Annotated in this window: 19 protein-coding genes; 3 read left to right on the forward strand and 16 right to left on the reverse strand. The window is 43.3% G+C overall.

The window, feature by feature from the left end:
• Positions 1-22 precede the first annotated feature (22 nt).
• The 6 genes from murC to AC2YHV_RS06320 form a co-directional block, all read right to left on the reverse strand.
• On the reverse strand, positions 23-1,327 hold the full coding sequence (gene murC / locus AC2YHV_RS06295) for a UDP-N-acetylmuramate--L-alanine ligase (protein WP_034309255.1): 1,305 nt from the start codon (positions 1,325-1,327) through the stop codon (positions 23-25).
• Positions 1,328-1,611: 284 nt separating this feature from the next.
• Complete coding sequence (locus AC2YHV_RS06300; RefSeq protein ID WP_487372821.1) at positions 1,612-4,437, reverse strand: DNA translocase FtsK; 2,826 nt, start codon at positions 4,435-4,437, stop codon at positions 1,612-1,614.
• A 425-nt stretch (positions 4,438-4,862) separates the two neighbouring features.
• Positions 4,863-5,207, reverse strand: a complete 345-nt coding sequence (locus AC2YHV_RS06305) for a M20/M25/M40 family metallo-hydrolase (protein ID WP_487372979.1) — start codon at positions 5,205-5,207, stop codon at positions 4,863-4,865.
• Positions 5,208-5,340: 133 nt separating this feature from the next.
• The gene (locus tag AC2YHV_RS06310) at positions 5,341-6,147 is read right to left on the reverse strand and encodes a DUF1444 domain-containing protein (protein ID WP_487372822.1); all 807 of its coding nucleotides are present in this window, start codon (positions 6,145-6,147) and stop codon (positions 5,341-5,343) included.
• Between the two features lie 50 nt (positions 6,148-6,197).
• A complete protein-coding gene (locus tag AC2YHV_RS06315; RefSeq protein ID WP_034309264.1) occupies positions 6,198-6,509 on the reverse strand; it encodes a thioredoxin family protein in 312 nt (103 codons plus the stop codon).
• Positions 6,510-6,619: 110 nt separating this feature from the next.
• Positions 6,620-7,126, reverse strand: coding sequence for a hypothetical protein (locus AC2YHV_RS06320; protein ID WP_145504565.1), 507 nt, complete (start codon positions 7,124-7,126; stop codon positions 6,620-6,622).
• Between the two features lie 123 nt (positions 7,127-7,249).
• Between AC2YHV_RS06320 and AC2YHV_RS06325 the strand changes: the two genes are divergently transcribed.
• Positions 7,250-7,699 (forward strand): YtoQ family protein, encoded by a 450-nt coding sequence (locus tag AC2YHV_RS06325; protein WP_048682245.1) that lies wholly within the window; start codon positions 7,250-7,252, stop codon positions 7,697-7,699.
• A 131-nt stretch (positions 7,700-7,830) separates the two neighbouring features.
• Here the strand turns inward: AC2YHV_RS06325 and AC2YHV_RS06330 are convergent, their stop codons facing one another.
• The 3 genes from AC2YHV_RS06330 to AC2YHV_RS06340 all read right to left on the reverse strand — a co-directional run bounded on the left by AC2YHV_RS06330 (position 7,831) and on the right by AC2YHV_RS06340 (position 10,492).
• The gene (locus AC2YHV_RS06330; RefSeq protein WP_427524202.1) at positions 7,831-8,700 is read right to left on the reverse strand and encodes an AraC family transcriptional regulator; all 870 of its coding nucleotides are present in this window, start codon (positions 8,698-8,700) and stop codon (positions 7,831-7,833) included.
• Between the two features lie 115 nt (positions 8,701-8,815).
• Entirely contained in the window at positions 8,816-9,337 is a 522-nt protein-coding gene (locus AC2YHV_RS06335) for a DUF84 family protein (protein ID WP_098864022.1), read from the reverse strand.
• 81 nt (positions 9,338-9,418) lie between these two features.
• A complete protein-coding gene (locus tag AC2YHV_RS06340) occupies positions 9,419-10,492 on the reverse strand; it encodes a M42 family metallopeptidase (protein WP_487372823.1) in 1,074 nt (357 codons plus the stop codon).
• A 176-nt stretch (positions 10,493-10,668) separates the two neighbouring features.
• On the opposite strand from AC2YHV_RS06340, the gene AC2YHV_RS06345 reads away from it, so the two are divergent.
• Positions 10,669-10,986 (forward strand): PepSY domain-containing protein, encoded by a 318-nt coding sequence (locus tag AC2YHV_RS06345; RefSeq protein WP_034309283.1) that lies wholly within the window; start codon positions 10,669-10,671, stop codon positions 10,984-10,986.
• A 48-nt stretch (positions 10,987-11,034) separates the two neighbouring features.
• Here the strand turns inward: AC2YHV_RS06345 and AC2YHV_RS06350 are convergent, their stop codons facing one another.
• Together AC2YHV_RS06350 and trmB are read right to left on the reverse strand one after the other, a co-directional pair.
• Positions 11,035-11,880 carry a YtnP family quorum-quenching lactonase gene (locus AC2YHV_RS06350; protein ID WP_487372824.1) on the reverse strand — a complete coding sequence of 282 codons (846 nt, stop codon included), beginning with the start codon at positions 11,878-11,880 and terminating at the stop codon, positions 11,035-11,037.
• Between the two features lie 129 nt (positions 11,881-12,009).
• Positions 12,010-12,648: a tRNA (guanosine(46)-N7)-methyltransferase TrmB gene (trmB, locus tag AC2YHV_RS06355; RefSeq protein ID WP_034309290.1), complete on the reverse strand. Its 639-nt coding sequence runs from the start codon at positions 12,646-12,648 to the stop codon at positions 12,010-12,012.
• A gap of 242 nt (positions 12,649-12,890) precedes the next feature.
• Between trmB and AC2YHV_RS06360 the strand changes: the two genes are divergently transcribed.
• Positions 12,891-13,166: a YtzH-like family protein gene (locus AC2YHV_RS06360; RefSeq protein WP_034309293.1), complete on the forward strand. Its 276-nt coding sequence runs from the start codon at positions 12,891-12,893 to the stop codon at positions 13,164-13,166.
• Here the strand turns inward: AC2YHV_RS06360 and AC2YHV_RS06365 are convergent, their stop codons facing one another.
• The 5 genes from AC2YHV_RS06365 to AC2YHV_RS06385 all read right to left on the reverse strand — a co-directional run bounded on the left by AC2YHV_RS06365 (position 13,167) and on the right by AC2YHV_RS06385 (position 18,473).
• Positions 13,167-13,949 (reverse strand): phosphotransferase family protein, encoded by a 783-nt coding sequence (locus tag AC2YHV_RS06365; RefSeq protein WP_034311469.1) that lies wholly within the window; start codon positions 13,947-13,949, stop codon positions 13,167-13,169.
• A gap of 291 nt (positions 13,950-14,240) precedes the next feature.
• A complete protein-coding gene (locus AC2YHV_RS06370; protein ID WP_487372825.1) occupies positions 14,241-15,209 on the reverse strand; it encodes a diacylglycerol/lipid kinase family protein in 969 nt (322 codons plus the stop codon).
• Positions 15,184-16,191, reverse strand: coding sequence for an NERD domain-containing protein (locus AC2YHV_RS06375; protein WP_487372826.1), 1,008 nt, complete (start codon positions 16,189-16,191; stop codon positions 15,184-15,186). Before AC2YHV_RS06375 ends, AC2YHV_RS06370 begins: the two co-directional genes overlap by 26 nt.
• A 19-nt stretch (positions 16,192-16,210) precedes the next feature.
• Positions 16,211-16,774, reverse strand: coding sequence for an RNA 2',3'-cyclic phosphodiesterase (gene thpR / locus AC2YHV_RS06380; protein WP_487372827.1), 564 nt, complete (start codon positions 16,772-16,774; stop codon positions 16,211-16,213).
• Positions 16,775-17,234: 460 nt separating this feature from the next.
• A complete protein-coding gene (locus AC2YHV_RS06385; RefSeq protein WP_487372828.1) occupies positions 17,235-18,473 on the reverse strand; it encodes an Nramp family divalent metal transporter in 1,239 nt (412 codons plus the stop codon).
• Positions 18,474-18,512: the final 39 nt, after the last annotated feature.

The raw sequence follows: 18,512 nt of genomic DNA on the forward strand, positions 1-18,512 counted from the left end.
TATAACGGATGGTCGTTTTTTTTTATTTTACCTGCAGTGAATGCTCATAGGCTGCTTGGAATTTTTGAATGTCCCCCGCACCCATGAATAACACGACACTGTTATCATGGTTTTGCAATATAGATGTTGTGTTCTCCGTAATCAGTTCGGCACCTGGAATCTTATCTTGAAGGTCTTCAATCGATAACTTTCCTTGATGTTCACGAGCAGATCCAAAAATTTCACATAAGTATACTTTGTCGGCCAAATTCAAGCTGTCGGCGAATTCATCCAGGAATGCCTGCGTTCTCGAGAAAGTATGCGGCTGGAATACAGCAACAACTTCACGCTCTGGATATTTCTGACGCGCCGAGTCCACAGTTGCAGAGATCTCGGTCGGATGGTGTGCATAATCATCAATGATGATCTGACTTCCGATTTCCTTTTCGGAGAACCGGCGTTTAACTCCGCCAAAAGTCCGCAATTGGGCTTTCACAGCTTCCGTATCCAAGTTTTCATATTTACAAAGTGCAATGACACCAAGTGCATTCAACACATTATGCTTTCCAAAAGTAGGAATAGTGAATGTATCATAGTAATTGTTCCTTACATGCACATCAAAAGTCGTGCCATCCGGAGTGACGGAAACATTTTTCGCTTGAAAATCATTTCCTTCTGCAAATCCGTAAAAAATAACCGGTACTTTCGCCTGAATATGTGGTAAATGCTCATCATCCCCGCACGCAATGATGCCTTTGTTGACTTGAAGGGCCATCGTTTGGAAAGCCTCGAACACGTCTTCGACATTGGCGTAATAATCAGGATGATCAAAATCGATATTCGTCATGATTGCATAATCCGGATAATAGGAAAGGAAATGACGGCGATATTCACATGCTTCGAATACGAAGTAATCAGAATTCACGATTCCTTTACCCGTTCCATCCCCAATCAGGAAGGATGTTGGTTTAGCGCCCCCCATTACATGGGCAAGTAAGCCGGTCGTCGATGTTTTACCATGCGCTCCCGTAACCGCCACGCTGATGAAGTTTTTCATGAAATCACCTAGGAAACGGTGATAACGGATAATCGGCAAATCAAGTTCTTTTGCCTTCAAGATTTCCGGATGACTATCCGGAAACGCATTTCCTGCAATGATGGTCATTCCAGGTTGAATATTTTCCTCGTTGAAAGGAAGGATTTTAATCCCGGCTTTTTCTAATGCCAATTGTGTAAAAAATTCTTTTTCGTAATCGGAACCCTGCACTTCAATATTCATATCATGCAGTATTTGTGCAAGAGCACTCATACCCGACCCTTTAATTCCCACAAAATGGTAAGCAGTCATAAAGCGAACCTCCACCAATCGTCTACCTGTATGACAGTATATGACGTCATCTTTTATTTGTTTTTCCATTACGAGACTTGTTAGTAACGCAATTTCTTCATAGGTTTTCGAACTTTTATTTTCAGTCATTCATCAACAAAAAACTATTATATCACTTTTTTATTCATTCATCCATGTCAGGGGGATGCCAATTTATCAAATCATTGGCTTTTCCCTCAATTAAGGTGATAAAAAAGGGTTTTCACCCTTTCACATTATATACAATTTCCTTTTATAAGGTTCTCTTAATTAACATGTAAAAATTCCAGCTCTTCTTGCGTAATCAATACATCCCTGGGCCTTGAGCCCCTGGATTCGGAAACGACCCCCTGTTGCTCCATCATTTCTATTAGACGCGATGCACGGTTATATCCGACACGGAAACGCCGTTGGACGCTCGATGCAGATGCTGCCTGCTGGCTCACGACAAATTCACATGCCTCGAAAAACAGTTCATCCGCTTCTTCCGTGACCTGGGCCCTGTTCAGCAAGTCTTCCTGTTCAAACAGGTATTTCGGCTGCTGCTCCCGTTTAACATGGTTGACCACTTGATCAATCTCTTCATCACTCACGAAAGTCCCTTGCAGGCGCACCGTTTTTGAAGAGCCGTTTTCAGCGAATAACATATCTCCTCTTCCCAAAAGTTTTTCTGCACCGCCGCTATCGATGATTGTACGGGAGTCCACTTGTGAAGAAACCGAAAAAGCAATCCTTGTCGGGATATTTGCCTTGATCAATCCAGTTATGACATCGACTGAAGGTCTTTGAGTGGCTACAATCAAATGGATGCCGCAGGCACGTGCCTTTTGAGCAATCCGGCAAATCGCTTCCTCTACATCAGCCGGGGACATCATCATTAGATCCGCAAGCTCATCGATGATCACCAGGATATAAGGCAGCTTGCTTGAATATTGACCGGCTTTTTCCGCTTGTTCATTAAAGCGGGTGATATCACGTACACCGGCATGTACAAACAATTCATAACGCCGTTCCATCTCCTCTACAGCCCATTTCAACGCAGCCGTAGCGGCTTTTACATCGGTTATGACTGGACTGACCAAATGCGGGATCCGGTTATATGGGGCGAGCTCGACCATTTTCGGATCGATCAACAGTAATTTCAGCTCCTGCGGCGTCGCTTTATACAGCAAGCTGACCAGCATGGTGTTGATACAGACACTTTTCCCCGATCCCGTTTGCCCGGCTATCAAACCATGCGGCATCTTTCTCAAATCCGTGATGATCGGCTGACCGGATATATCGAGGCCTAAAGCCACGGCAAGCGGTGATTCATGCTCTTGAAACTCAGTACTTTCCAAAACCTCACGCAAAAATACCGGTTTGCTTTTCCTGTTCGGAATCTCGATGCCGATTGTATGTTTACCCGGAATGGGCGCTTCCATCCTCATATCCTGGGCAGCAAGGCTTAATTTGATGTCATCCATCAGGTTCGTCACTTTATTCACCTTCACTCCCGGCTCCGGATGCACCTCGAAACGAGTGACTGCCGGTCCTTGGGTGACATTGACGACCTTTGCACGGACATTGAAATTTTTCAATGTCTGATCAAGTAATACAGTCTGTTCCCCGAGCCACTCATCATCATGCACAGCATAAGTGGGAGGTGTCAGCAATTCGATATTCGGAAACACATAGTATGGATTATCATCCGCTTCCACGGAACCAAAAACTTCAAGGCCATTGCCCTGGCCACTTTCCGCTGTCTCTGTTAAAACTGCCTCTTGATACCCATCTCCAGAAATGGGGGATTCCTGTACTAGAAGGGGCTTAGGATCGGAACCAATAATAGATTCAACTGTATTTTCAGGCTCGCCGGCGGTTTCGGTGTCCATAAAGGCAGGTGCAATGTCCCGAGTCTCCTCTTTCGGCATAACTCTGCCTGCCTCCGGTTTCCGTTCGGGAATGGCGGATGGTTCCGCTTGTCCCTCCTCCGATTGGGCAGCATCATCCATTGCTCGTTTATCAGATGAGACTACTGCCCTTTCCGGATTAAGGCTTTTTTTTTCCGGCATCATTTTATTCATGAAGCCATTTTTTTCCCGATCTTGCTTAAGCATCATCACATTAAATGGAATATGTTTTTTCGGACTTTTAGGCTGCATTTCAGGTATTGCCTCAGATGAGTCACTTTCAGGCATTGTTCCTTGACTTACGGATGGTTGATTTAATTGTACAGCAGCCTCCCCATGAACGGATATCGCTTCAGGCCGTGTGTCGTCCGCCTGTTCCATGATGGATACGGCGACTTCGCGTCCAAAATCAACTTGGTCCTGTTCAATAGCCTCTATTTCTACCTCAGGCTCAATTATGTTAGGCTCGCTTACCGTTTCTTCTGGCAATGACTCAATGGAATTTCTACGAAAGAAAGCGGGTATCTCCGTATCTTCCCTTTTTTTTTCCGCTTGTTCCGGTATAAGAACGGCGGGTTCTGCCGTCATTTCCTCATGTGACGCATCTTTTGAGATTTCAGGGATCGATACCGGAATCTCGATAGCGGGTACTTCTTTTTTAAAGATGGGCATTTTGCTTTCCAATTCATATTCGACAATTTCTTCAGAAGGGACTATTTTTTTTTCCGGACGACGGAACCCGTAAATGGGTGATGGGATTTCCGTTGGGCGGAATGGAGTATTTGACGGGACTATTTTTGAATTTTCCTCCCGGTCAATGCTTCTCCGTTTTGGTTCAGGATCCCTTACAGGCCTTCTCGTTGTTTCTTTAGTCACATTTTTCCCCTGTTTGGGTTCGTTGTCTTCCCTATTTCTTTCCCTAGGTTTTCTTTTATTCTGCTCCCGGTCTGGAATGAGCGGAAACTTGAACTGGCCTTTTGGATATTGAAACAGGATTTTCGTATCCGGGTCTGGTGTCTGGGACATTTTTTCCACTTTTTGATTGTAAACCTTTATTTCTTCTTTCTTTGACTTCGTAAGCTTCGAAAAATCCATTTTCCTCAATGTCTCTTCATCAAGCGGTTCATCTATAATAATCTCTTCGATTTCAATAATTTCCTCTGCTTGGAACCATTTTTTCATCTTATTTAGCCATTTCAAAACTATCACTCTTTCTACATCTGTAGTTATGTAACTAATTCTACCAGTTATTTTAAAAATATCGAGAAAATTTAAGCTAAATTAGGATTAGTATCTACTTTTTTATCGCATTCTTGCTACCTTAACGTATTTCGCAGAACTCCTACCCTATTAAACCCCTTCTACAATGGGTTTAAACCTATCATCACGAAATAACATTAGCCCCTAGTCTACTATTTAAATAAAACACAGCTGTTAAATCGCGTTTACAAAGAGATTAAGTTTTCATGCTGACTTGAAAACAGACTGGCCAATTCATTGCATCATCCTTCATGAAACCTCCGGCAGAATCCTATTGCCTGTCGCAACCCATAAAACACCGTTCGTTTATACCGAACGGTGTTTTGTGGGTTTCTCCGTTTTTTTTGCAAACGAAGACCAAAGGACTAGTTCCATTCATAAAAACGGCAAACAACCTGGGCCACTGATTTGGAAGCGATCAAAAGGGCATCTTCATCAATGTCGAATGTAGGATGGTGATTGAAATATGCCTTCTCCACCCCTTTCGGTTTACAGCCAATGTAAAAGAAGCAGCCTGGTATCTTTTCTGCATAATACGAAAAATCTTCTGAACCTGAAAAAACCGGAAATTCGACTACCTTCTTAATTTCTTTGTCATTCATGCTTTCCAGGCTATTTTTCACGAATTCAGTCAGTTCAGGGTCATTGTATAGCGGAGGATAATCGGGCACATATGTAAGTTCGCACTGAACATCGAATGTTTTATCCATTTTTTTCAAAATATTTCAATTATATTATCACCGATTAAAAAATAAATATCAACTACAAGAGAGTTATAAACTCTATCAAACTTTAAAAGGACCGCTGCCAGATGCTGACACGGTCCTTTTGTGATTCCCTATATTATTGTTCACGCTTTTTGTTTTTACCCATAATGAAGATGGGCTCCAACTCATTTTCTTCGTAAAGGAATGATAGAGCCGTAATCGGAACATGACCGCTGGCAAAGAAGCTCATCGCCATTTGCGCCAGAATATCATAGCCCGTATCATTCTTCACATCGGCAATGATGATGACATCCTGATGGGGAATGGCCACAGCCATGGTTCCCTCGACCTTGTCCTTCATTTCCCGAAGCCATGATTCATTCAGGATCCTGCTGGCATCATATCCATCATTCGTGTTCAAAAAATAAAATGCATTACCTGCAACGATATCCGACTTCATTTCAGTGGAGAGCGAACGGACATTAAATAGGGCAATTTCACGGATCCTGTCACCCTGCCAGTTTTCCCGTTGAATCATCTTTTCATCTATAAGACGGTAGGTTTTACCTAAATCAAGGGCATAAAAAATCCGGGTTTCAGCTGTATGCTCATCGAATAAAAACGGATTTCCGTCTTCCGATTCCATTGGAAAGGAGGTCGAGCGGATGACTGGGAAAATGAATTTCTCCTTGCCTTCCATGCTGTGTTCTCCCCCCATCACATTCAGGGCCTCTTCCACGTAATAAATAATTTCATCGATGGCCTTTTCCTGTACGTTTTCATAGTTAGCAAGTACAGGAGGCAACTCGATGGTGATCCCTTTCCCGGTCTTCACATTTTCCACCCGTAACGTATCTTGCTTGCTATCGAATTTGAATGTCCGACCCTCATCTTTTAAACGTTCCTTCAAAATATTTTTCAGCTTCGTGCTGTCCATTTTCATGACTGACCCTCCTCTTCATTGAAAAATCCCCAGCGAGAAGGGGATTTTGATTATAGTGATTGAATGAATTCCTCAATTTGTTCTTGCGTTTTGCGATCCTTGCTCACGAATCTGCCTAGCTCTTTACCATTATCATAGGCGATGAAACTTGGTATACCGAATACATCATTAGCCGCACACACATCGATGAATTCATCACGGTCCACATAAATGAATGTAAAATCAGGAAATTTCGTTTCTATCTCCGGCATTATCGGTTCGATTACACGGCAATCTCCACACCATGTAGCGGAAAAAAGAAAGATATGTTTGCCTTCATTTTTCAATGCATCATATTGCTCGACGGTTTGTAATTTTTCCATTTGTATATTCCTCCTGCTCTAAATGACACCTTAATTTTTTATAATCCCATCATACCAGACTCTCCCCGAATCAACCATTAATACGGATCGGTTGAAAGGCAGGGGTCAGCTTATCTCTGGGGCACGGATGAAACGATTTCCATCATTTGTTTTGCATCGGTTTTTAATTGGTCTTTATCCGTTTCCGTTGTCAGTTTCACCCCGCCGATCCCCACTGCAAGCTCATACTTTTCTTTCGGTATTTCTTTAATTGAAATAAAGCCGAATTTATCATCAGTTTGAAAAGAATGCAGCACTTCAAATTGATCCTCTTGTTCCTTAATCGCCAAATATAACACGGAACTGTCTTCTTTTTCATTTGGATTGACAAATAATATATAAATCTGATCACCTTTTTGTAAAATCAAGTTATTATCATGTTCTTCCACTACTTTAAAATCCTTGGGCAGATGGACCTGAATTAGCCCTGCCTCTTGATTGGGCTGTTTTTCATCGTCACGAAAAGCCACTTCAGCAGCCTTCATTGCCTTTTCGGTTTGTCTCTCGATCCCTGAGCAGCCTACGATCAAACTGCTTATCAACAGGATAACAAGGAAATTCTTATTCGATATAGCCATCGTCATTCCTCCAGCCGTCTCTTTTACTATCTTATGGATAATATTATCCTTATTTATGGAATTCATCCATTTTCTAAAAAACATGGTACAATGAAAGCAATTTTAATATCGAGGAGGAAAACAATGAAGTTAACCGTTTATCTTGCTGGGGAAATCCATTCAAATTGGAGAAGTGAGTTGAGAGATAAGGCCGCTGCACTGAAGCTTCCATTAGAATTCGTCGGCCCGATGGAAAATCATGAACGCTCCGATAATATCGGTGAAGATGTCCTCGGGGAACAGCCGAATCCTATCCTGAAGGATGCAGCCGCTTCCCAAATCAATAATTTGCGGACAGGTCTTTTGATGAAAAAAGCCGATCTTGTCGTCGCTCTGTTTGGCGAGAAATATAAGCAGTGGAATACTGCCATGGATGCAAGCACCGCCATTTCCCTGGGAAAACCGCTTATTTTGATTCGCCCGGAAACCCATCACCATGCCTTAAAGGAATTATCGGAAAAGGCGAGTGTCACGGTCGAATCCGTAAACCAAGCCATGAAGGTGCTTTCCTATATTTTTGAAGACGGGCTGTAAATCTCCCTGCCCTTAACCAGCACAAAAATGAAGGGCTGATCATTCATATTTACAAATAAAAAAGCTTGCAGGGGCAAATTAGATGCCTAACCCCCTGCAAGCGAATAACGAATGATTTTGATGGTTGAATACTATCCCTTTTTAATCGGAATCCAAATTTCGGAGTAATAGTCAGGGTTTGAAGCATCCGCATTGTCGTATACTTCCAATTCAGGAGTTCCGGCATGTTCATGACCGCTCGTAGGGAACCATTCGGAAAAAATCCGCTTCCAAGCTTGTTGCATGCTATCAGGCATAGGTCCGTGAACTTCAAATACAACCCACTTGGAAGCCGGTATCGTAAGGGTCGAAAACTCTTCAGGCACTTTCCCGGCATACTCTGCACCTATCCAATAATCCATCGTTTCACTTTTTTCCACATTACGCTTATCGACACATACACCAAGCAAACCATTTATTTGGCCATTGTTCAACTTCGCTAACCTATCTCCTGTTCCATTCGAATTGACTTTCTCCCACAACTTTGGAATCCCAATCAAATTCTCTTCATTAACCAAGGAAAACTCTTGCTTGATTCCTATCAATTGAAAGGAATCCCTTTCAAGGATATTGTATTTCATCGGTTTTGCCCCTTTCAGAATGACCTGTATCATCAGGCGATCATAGAATTTCAGCTTCCCCATATACTTTCGCGCTTCGCTTGGAGATACCCCATGCTGCCTTCGAAAAGCTTTTGAGAAGGCCTCGGGGGTGTCATAGCCGTATTTGTAGGCTAAATCAATGACCTTGCCATTTGTGGATGATATCTCCTGGGCAGCTAAAGTCAGTCTTCGGCGCCGGATATATTCACCAATGGAAATATCCGTTAAAATGGTGAAGGTCCGTTGAAAATGAAAAGCCGAAGCATTCGCCTGCCTGGAAATGCTCTCGATCGTAAGGTCCTCCAATAAGTGCTCTTCGATATAGTCGATGGCCTTTTGGATTGACTCTGCCCACCCCATATTCGCTCACCCCTTGTCACTATAGTACCAAGACCGCTCAATAAAACCCTGTCTTATTCTGCTCAGTTTTGGCAGAGTTCGTTTCCATTCAAAGACGCCTTTCCATGACAGTGATTCATAAATCGTGCTTTCTCATTTTCAGCTTATATTCGTGTTGACCGGCTAGCATCCTCATGATATGAAGGAACATTTCTCCCCTCGTGATTCGCTCATTTGTAAATACGCCGATCGCCCCTTCCTTTTTGCTAATATTCTCTTGCTTTGTGAAGGCGTCCATCACCGGTCCCAACTCTTCACCGTCCAGCACCTTCCCGGCAACGATTCCCGGAACCGGGATTCTCGCTCCGGCAGCTACAAAAACCTCACCGCCCCTCGTGGCCATTGCACCCCAATTACACAGAAACAGGGCTTGTCCCATTTTCACGACACCGCCTTCAAGTCCGATACCCATATCGGCATCACTGTGAATCAAGCAATTCCGGGCACGTGTCATGGCCCCCTCCATCGTTTCCTCATCTGAAAAAGGCTGTTCCGGAACCCCGCTCTCCACTTGAAGCGAAATGATTTCAGCATCTTCATATACACCAAGCACGGCACTTACTTTCGCTGGATTCTTACTGCCTACTGCTATTTTCAATATAATTACCTTCCTTCTATGTAAAAAAAGCTGATGGAAAAGGATACATGACTGCATCCCTTTCCATTTCAGCTTTCTCCATCAAGCGTTTTTTATCAAGGTTTCGAATGTCGTTTTATCACAGGAACGAACCAATTTCCCTATCAGTTCACGGGCAGCGGCATAATCATCAATATGAATCATGGATGCATGTGTATGAATATAGCGGGAACAAATGCCAATCACCCCGCTTGGAATGCCTTCGTTTGCAATATGGACTCGCCCTGCATCCGTGCCGCCCTGGGAAACGAAATATTGATACGGAATCTCATTCGATTCGGCCGTATCAAGGATGAATTCCCTCATGCCGCGATGCGTAACCATCGAACGATCAAAAATGCGGAGCAGTGCCCCTTTTCCCAACTGGCCAAATTCACTTTTACTGCCGGACATATCGTTCGCCGGACTTGCATCCAAAGCAAAGAAAAGATCCGGTTTGATCATATGAGCTGCAGTTTGCGCACCCCGTAATCCCACTTCCTCCTGGACGGTTGCCCCGGAATATAAGACATTCGGCAGCGTTTCACCTTTTAAATCTTTTAACAATTCAATCGCAAGTCCGCAGCCATAACGATTATCCCACGCTTTTGCGAGGATTTTCTTCTCATTGGCCATCGGCGTGAATGGACAAATCGGTACAATCTGCTGACCGGGCTTAATACCGATTCTCTTCACATCTTCCCTATCATCCGCCCCAATATCAATCAGCATATTTTTGATATCCATTGGTTTTGAGCGTTGCGACTCATCAAGCAAATGGGGCGGAATCGAACCGATGACACCAATGACCGGACCGTTATCGGTTATGATCTCGACTCTTTGGGCCAAAAGCACTTGGCTCCACCAGCCTCCTAGGGTCTGAAAGCGAATCATTCCATTTTCTGTTACGGATGTGACCATGAATCCCACTTCATCCATGTGCCCGGCAACCAGGACGGTCGGCCCATCCTCATTGCCTCTTTTTACGCCAAATATTCCGCCGAGGCGATCTTGGACGATTTCGTCCGAATACTTTTGCAACTCACTCTTCATGAAACTCCGAACTGCATGTTCATTTCCCGAGGCTCCCGGTAATTCCGTCAATGTTTTAAAAAGCTCCAAAGTCTCATGATTCATTTTTCTACCCCTAACTATGTATTGTTTCTTTCTATTTTACAAAACTTAGCATCATGTTACACTAGAAAGTTCTAATTTATCAGTTTATGGGTAAAATTTCAAATTATTAGTCAAATAAAGCGTTCTTCTGTATACTAGAAGAAGTGATTTTATAAAATGCAATGGAGGAGAAATCAATGAATTGGAAAACGTTTTTACTAGGTACTGCAGCCGGGTTTGCTGCTGGCTATGCAGCAAAACAATTATTGGATCAATCAAGTAAACCTTCTCCCGATAAAGTCTTGGCCCAAGTGAAGGAAACAGTCAAAAAGGACGGAAATATATATGGCTCATGGATCTTGATGAAGCCGGAGAACTATACAAAAAACGATTTGGACTATGAAGTGTACAAAGGCGGGATCACCAGAAATACAGAAGGGAAACGCGAGCAATTCGAATTTGTTGCAGATGCTTCGACAGGAACGATATTGGAGCTTAATGCTCAAAATGATTGAAACAAAAAAAGGAGGGCTGTCAGATGACGTCCTCCTTTTGCTTTCCTTTTAACGCTTCCGTTTCAATTCGGCTAGTATCTCCTTACCCGTTGCATCCCATTTGATGGCACAGTATTGGGCATCATGGTAAAAGCTATACCAGGAACCATTTTCCAGTCCGGATTTCATCCACTTTTCCTTCGCCTCGATGGAAGTCATGGGATAATCATCATAAGCGAGGACCCAGAGGACATTCGCATGCGCGTGCGTCGGCATGATATCTGCCATGTGGATCAATCTATCCCCGCCATCTTCTATGATGATGATCGCATGTCCATCACTATGCCCCCCGGTATGGATCATTTTAATGCCGGCCGCAATTTCCTGTTCCACTTCAAAAGGACGTACAAGAGAAGCGACAGCCTCCCAGTTTTCTGACCAATATGTACTTTTTGAACGAATATTCGGGTTTTTCATTTCCGCCCATTCCGTTTTGGTCGTAATGATTTCTGCACGCTCGAAAACAGGCACCCAAGTTTCACCTTCACGTTTCGTCAACCCGCAGGCATGATCGAAATGCAGATGGGTCATTAAAATGTAATCGATATCATTTGGCTGAATCCCAAGTCTGCCAAGATCTTCGACAAGATTGGATTCCTCCGTCACCCCAAAATTCCGTTTCTGCTTGTCATTCATCTTTCCATTGCCAATGCCGGAATCTATAAGCATATTCAATCCATTAGCCTGGACCAAAATCGGATCCGTACGTAACTCGATTTGGTTATTTTCGTTAACGGGATACTTCTTGGACCAAAGCGGTTTCGGTACAACACCGAACATCGCACCGCCATCCAAGTGTGTCACACCGCCATTTAACCATGTTAATTTTATTTCCCCTATTTGCATCGTTTCCATTTTACCCCTCCTCTGCCTTTAGTTTAACACCCGCTTCCATATATTGAAATTGATAACAATCAAGTCATCCCCGTCAATCATAAACAAACAAAAAAACCAGATGCTGTGCACCTGGTTTCTGATCGTTGATTATTGGAACATTGCTTCCAATCGGTATATCCGATTGCCTTTACTCGAGAACTTTTCTTCATATTCAGTCATGATGTTGCCTTCAAAACTGCTGTTATGCAAATCAAGGCTTACAAATTTCAAGAGCATGCCGTATTCGGAAATACTTTTCAAGGAAGATTCGAATAACCCTTGATTATCCGTCTTGAAGTGAATCTCGCCTTTGTCTGGCAGGATGCCTTCATATACTTCGAGGAAGGTCTTATATGTTAACCGGCGTTTTGCATGACGTGATTTCGGCCATGGATCAGAGAAATTCAAGTAGACGCGATCCACGTCACCTTTTGCAAAATAGTCCCCTAAGTTCGCTGCGTCAACATTCAACAGCTTTAAATTTGGAACATCCGCTTCAATCAGCAAGTCCAATGCAGCGACAATGACGCTTCCATATACTTCAATTCCAATGAAATTCACATCAGGATGGGCCTTTGCCATTTCTGTGATGAAACGGCCTTTTCCCGTACCCACTTCAATATATAACGGATTATCGTTTCCGAAAACTTCATGCCATTTACCTTTATGGCTCACTGGCTGCTGAATTACATATTGTGGAAAATCATTCAAACGGTCTTCAGCCCAAGGTTTATTTCTTAAACGCATGATGACACCCCTATTTATAATATAATCGTTCAAACCATAACACGAGTGTATGGATTCCTGCAAGTTGATTTTTTTAGGAAACACCCACTGGTCAAATAAAAAAACTGCCGGCCATCCAGGCGACAGTCACTGTAGTTTTCATGTATAAAACTTTCAGCAAAACACACCATAAATAAGTGAAGGGCAGGCGGGCACCACCTGGGAATCCCTTGAATCCATGTTTAAGAAAGGAGAGGCATTATATGCCGCTTTCCCATGAACACCAAATGTCACTATTGAAAGATATATTGACCAACCATCAAACAGACTGCTGCGGATCCGTTTCTGAATGTGAACAGGTTGAAAGGCTCGTCAAATCCTTAATGATCAATATGGAAATTGACAGCAATGTGAAAACGATACTGACGGAGATTTACGAATACAGTCAGACGGGCATCGGTACCGCCGATTTAGATGCACATATTTCAACCCACCAGAACGACCTGTCCCAGTGGGTGGATGATATAGATCAATTCTGATCAGCTGACCATCAATAAAGCTTCCAGTTTTTGCAGTAATTCATTTCTTTCCTCGTACCGCTTCCTGCGATGATGCCATTGGATGGAAAGCACAAGTTGTGAAACCGTGTGCCATTTCATCCTCATCTCCAGGCCTGCGTCAAGCTTCTTGCCGTAACGGGCAAGCCATTGATTCCATTCTTCCCTCGGGACATATGAATAAAGGAGTATGCCGAGGTCAATGGCCGGATCGCCTATGACCGCTCCGTCCCAATCAATCAGGAACAATCCGTCCGTTTCTGTCATGAGCCAATTATTGTGGTTCACATCACAATGACAGACGACTTTTTCGTCGCATTCAATCAACAGGAGATTGTTCTGTAAAAAATGGATGGCCTGTTTGATAATCGGAATGTCCGTAACATCCGAAGATAACCCGGTTTCTATGTCTGTAAGTATACTTTCAGGTCGTAAAGGGGATTTCCCAAGCCTTTTGAGCATGCTTAACAAAGGATCGGATTGATGAATTTTTTGAAGCAGCTTTGCGACTCTTATATTGTTCATTTCCTGCTGAGATAGCTCCCTGCCTTCCATCCAATGCTGGGCCGTAATTACATCCCCATTTTCCAGACGTTTTGTCCACATTAACTTTGGAACAATGCCCTCAGCTGAAAGAACAGCTAAAAATGGCGATGAATTTCGTTTAAGGAAGAGTTTCTGCCCCTCTTTCTCGGCAATAAAGGCTTCTCCCGTAGCTCCTCCAGCAGGGGATATATCCCACTCCTGACCTAATAAATGTTCCAACTGGTTCACCTTCGATTTCCTCGCTTAATCATACAAATGTGGGTACGTTCACCTAGTGTATGTATTACCACTACTTTGAGTCCATGTTTTATAAAAAATCGCCTGCTGGCGAAGCTGCATATATACTTGCATCGGGATGATACCCGCAATTAAAAACATCCTCATTTTAGAGAAATAAAAAAATAGCTATTGAGCAATTAAACAATAGCCATAAATTAAATTTTAGTTGAAAAACGGTTTCTTCGTCAAGTACTATAAAACGATTATACGCATAAAACAAAAACAAATAAATCATTTCATATTTTTGTATCGGTTATCAGCCTGTAACATGACGCGCAATTTCTCTTTCAGAACCACTGCAGCTACTTCGTTCCTACCAACAATTTCCCCATCAGACTGGATTTTCACTGACCCTTCATTCTTCATTTTTATCTTTTTACCGGAAAAAGAATCAACATTTTTAATGTTCAGGTGACCGCCCCATAAAACGGTGATGAAGACGGTCAATAATTTCAACAAAGGAATATCATGGACCGCAATCACGTTCAAACTGCCATCATCCACCTTCGACATCGGTGAAATTTTCATCCCGCCGCCAAAATAGGACTGGTTCGCAATAACGATGAACCAAACCTTTTTCAAAAAATGCCGGTCACCATCAATGATCAATTCCATGCAGCCGGGCTTGTAAGTCACTATCTTTTTTATAAAAATGAGCAGATAAATTAATTTACCCGCTCTGATAAAATTAAACCATTTTTTCAGAGGGGAACGGTCCGCTTCATCGGAAATTTCAGCATCAATGCCCATTCCCAGGCTGTTCACGAAATACCCCATCTTGCCATTCGTCTCGAACTGTCCAATATCAATGGCACTAAAGGCATTCTCCTGAAATAAAGAAAGTGCTTCTTCCACACTCTCGGTTTTTTGAATGCCCCTTACATAATCATTGCCGGATCCAGCCGCAAGGGAACCGATGATAGCGTGTGGGAAACCAATGGCGCCATTTATCATTTCATTGATCGTGCCATCACCCCCGACAGCGATCATCCGGGTATCCTGCTTCGTCCCTGATAGGATCTCCTTCGTCATTCTTAGCGCATGCCCTTTTTCCCGTGTAAAAAACACCTCATGGGGAACAGCTTTTGATTGCAGTATTTTCTCGGCTTTTTTCCAAACCTTCAAACTCTCTCCATTTCCTGCCATTGGATTGACAATGAAATACACCGTTTCTTTAAGGTGCGGCATGCTGATTTCCATCCATTTGGTTATACTCCGCTTCCCATTCAGGTCGCAGGCTGGATGTAGTTTGGCAATGTTCAAGCAAAGCCTGTGCCCCTTTTAACTGCTGTGCCTTGAGCGGAGACGATATGGCCCGCATCCTTTCGAACCATTCCGGGAAGGTCCGTTTATCCAATATCGTAATATCATAAGGGGCTTCGGGATAATCGACATATCCATTCCGGGATAAAATCACCTTTTTAATCGGCATGTTCACTCCATATAGCTCAAATAACCGGGAGACGATGTTCGTCATCCGATTTGCACCAAGCAAAGGATTGAGCACCTTTTTATCAGGATGCTTATGATGCCTGCGGACCCAGAATCGTTCACTTGACCCGATGAAAGCAGCGTCTTCTTCCGCTTCAAGAAACGTGATGCACCATGCATCAACTGGGGTCAATAAAATGACTTCGACCTCAACAGGCGCATTTTTCAAAAGAAAGATAGGTTTATATAATACGAGAAACGTATCCGGAAAACGCTGCAGAAAAAAACGGAGCCTCTCATCCAAAAAGAATGATTGGTCCACAAATGACTTTTCACGAAGCGTCGAACTCCCCCATTTCATTTGAAAACGAAGCAATTGATTTAAAAAATTTTGCTTTAATTCATCGAGACTGGCCGGCCGGAACGGAAACCTTAATGAAAAAACATTAGGATCTTCAATCCGGTTCGGCATCGGCAGTTCTTCCGCCCCTGACTCCTGTTTACCTGTCCGGAGGAATATGCCTTTCACCCTTTTAAACAGGCGCTTCGAATCTTCCTGAGGAGGATCAAATTTGACCTGTGTTTCACTTTCAGTATGTTCACTATACAACCGATCTAGCTCGCCCGCATTATAAGCAGCCTTCAATTTATCCCATTGCTGTTTTTTCAACCGCGCAAATTGTGTAGGATAACGATAAATATCCTGCTCATACCGGGAAATATAATCTTGCATCTTTATGAGCTGTGCCATGCGACCACCACCCATCTCTCTATTTTTGGAGGTTTATCGTGAAAATCTTCTCGTATGAAGGGGAAGCTCCAAGATGTGTTTGATATAACGCAACCTGGTCTGCTTCAAAATGCTTATCCTGCACATTCGCCATCTGGCGAACGCCCTCCAGCGAAAAGGGATTATCCCCCTCGAATTTTCTTGCCAGTGTAATATGAGGCTTAAACGGCTTTTTATCAAGTTCAAAACCCGCCTCGATACAGGAACTATAGACTTTCCTTTGAATGGCAAAAAGCCTTTCTTGCTGCTTGACGCCTGCCCATAGAATCCTTGGACTATCACTCTTGCCGAAACCGCCGATATCGCCCAGTTCCAAGCCGAATGAGGCCTCATTGGCAAGCTCGCTTCCCACACGCCCCAAAGCATCTTCTTTCAATGTATCGGGAGCATTGCCCAAAAATGCCATCGTAATATGATAATCGGCTGGATGCAGCCATTTCTTAAATGGAAAGTCTGGCTTTAGTTGTTCCGTAACAGCATTTAAATAGGCCTTAATATCATCAGGCAATACTAAAGCAAAGAAAAAATGAGTATTCATGTTCATTTCCATTCCTTCCTGTTTTCCCTTTAATTTTACCATAATTCCCATTGCCTATACCTTTTCCTGGGCTTCCTAATACATACTCCCTCCTCAGGAATATCGCTAATCTACCATCCTATGAACAAAGCCCCTGACGGATCATGCGCAGGTCCGGAATGTATTTTTCAGGCTGGGTAGATTAACGAAAAAAACAGCAAAAAAGGACCAAAAATCGGTCCTGAATACTGGAGGCAAAAGGAGTACTATCCAAAGTTGATTGGAGCGGGTGTTCGAGACTCCTGCGGGGAAAGCGCGTCCAAGGGAGACCCCGCAGGTGCATAGGCACCGAGTAGACTCCCGGACCGCCCGCGGAAAGCGAGTGCCTGGAGGGGAAATCAACGGTCAAATTTTAAAAACCTGACTCAATTATTATCGAGTTTCAATCTAAAGGACCAAAAATCGGTCCTTCCCTGCCATTCCCATGTTAGCTGAACAGTGTTTCGTAAAGCAGGAACAAGTTCAGCCCAATGATAAGTACAGCTATAAGCCAAGCGATGCTCGAGGTGATTTTATGGTTGACCAGGCTGCCCATGATTTTTTTATTGCTTGTAAACATGATCAATGGCACTAAGGCAAACGCGATGCCAAACGAGAGTACAATTTGGCTCATCACAAGCGCTTTGGATGGATTCACTCCCCATAATATTATGAGCAGGGGCGGGACGGTAGTAATGACCCTTCTTAAATAAATCGGAATATGTCTTTTAATGAATCCTTGCATGACAACATCACCTGTCATTACACCAACGGATGAGCTCGATAAACCGGCAAATAATAATCCTATTCCGAAGAACATCGCGACTGATGGTCCAAGCATGGCCCCGAATTGTTGATAGGCAACATCCAAGTCCTCCACTAGTGCTCCATTCTTATGAAATAGGGCAGCTGAAACGATGACCATGGCGGCATTGATCGCACCTGCAATCAACATGGCGATGACAATGTCAATTAGCTCAAAACGATAAATCCTTTTTCTTTCCATATCGTTCACTCCGACAATCCTTCTTTGAGTCAAAGAGGAATGAAGGTATATCGCATGTGGCATAACGGTGGCTCCAAGCATACCTGCCGATAGTAAAATGCTGTCCACTCCCTCGAATTTTGGAGTGAATAGTCCTAAAACAACGGCCGACGTGTCAGGTTTTGCATAAAAAACTTGAGCGCCAAAAGCTATCACAACGACAAATATCATGACCGTAATCAGGGCTTCGAATGCTCGATAACCCCTGCGCTGGATTTCTAGAATGGCAAAGGAACCAATCGCTGCAATGATTGCCGATGTGATTAACGGTAAGTCAAATAATAAATAAATCCCAAGTGCGGCTCCTATGAATTCAGCCAGGTCGGTTGCCATTATAACGGCTTCAGCCTGAATCCATAATAAGAAAGATGTTTTTTTCGAAAATTTTTCCCTGCATAGCTCCGGAAGGTTCTTTCCGGTGGCTATCCCCAACTTAGCTGATAGAGATTGGATTAGCACAGCCATTAAATTGGAGGCGAAGATAACCCATAATAACGTATAGCCATATTTAGATCCGGCTGTAATATTGGTCGCATAATTCCCTGGATCAATATAGGCAACAGCTGCTATGAAGGCAGGCCCTAGATAGGGAAGCAGTTTTTTTATTCCTCTCGAAGAAGATTGATGCAACACATCGGACATATCTATGTCAACTCCTTTTTATACGCAACTTAAATTGTT

It is taken from the genome of Peribacillus sp. SRI_006, assembly GCF_057586375.1.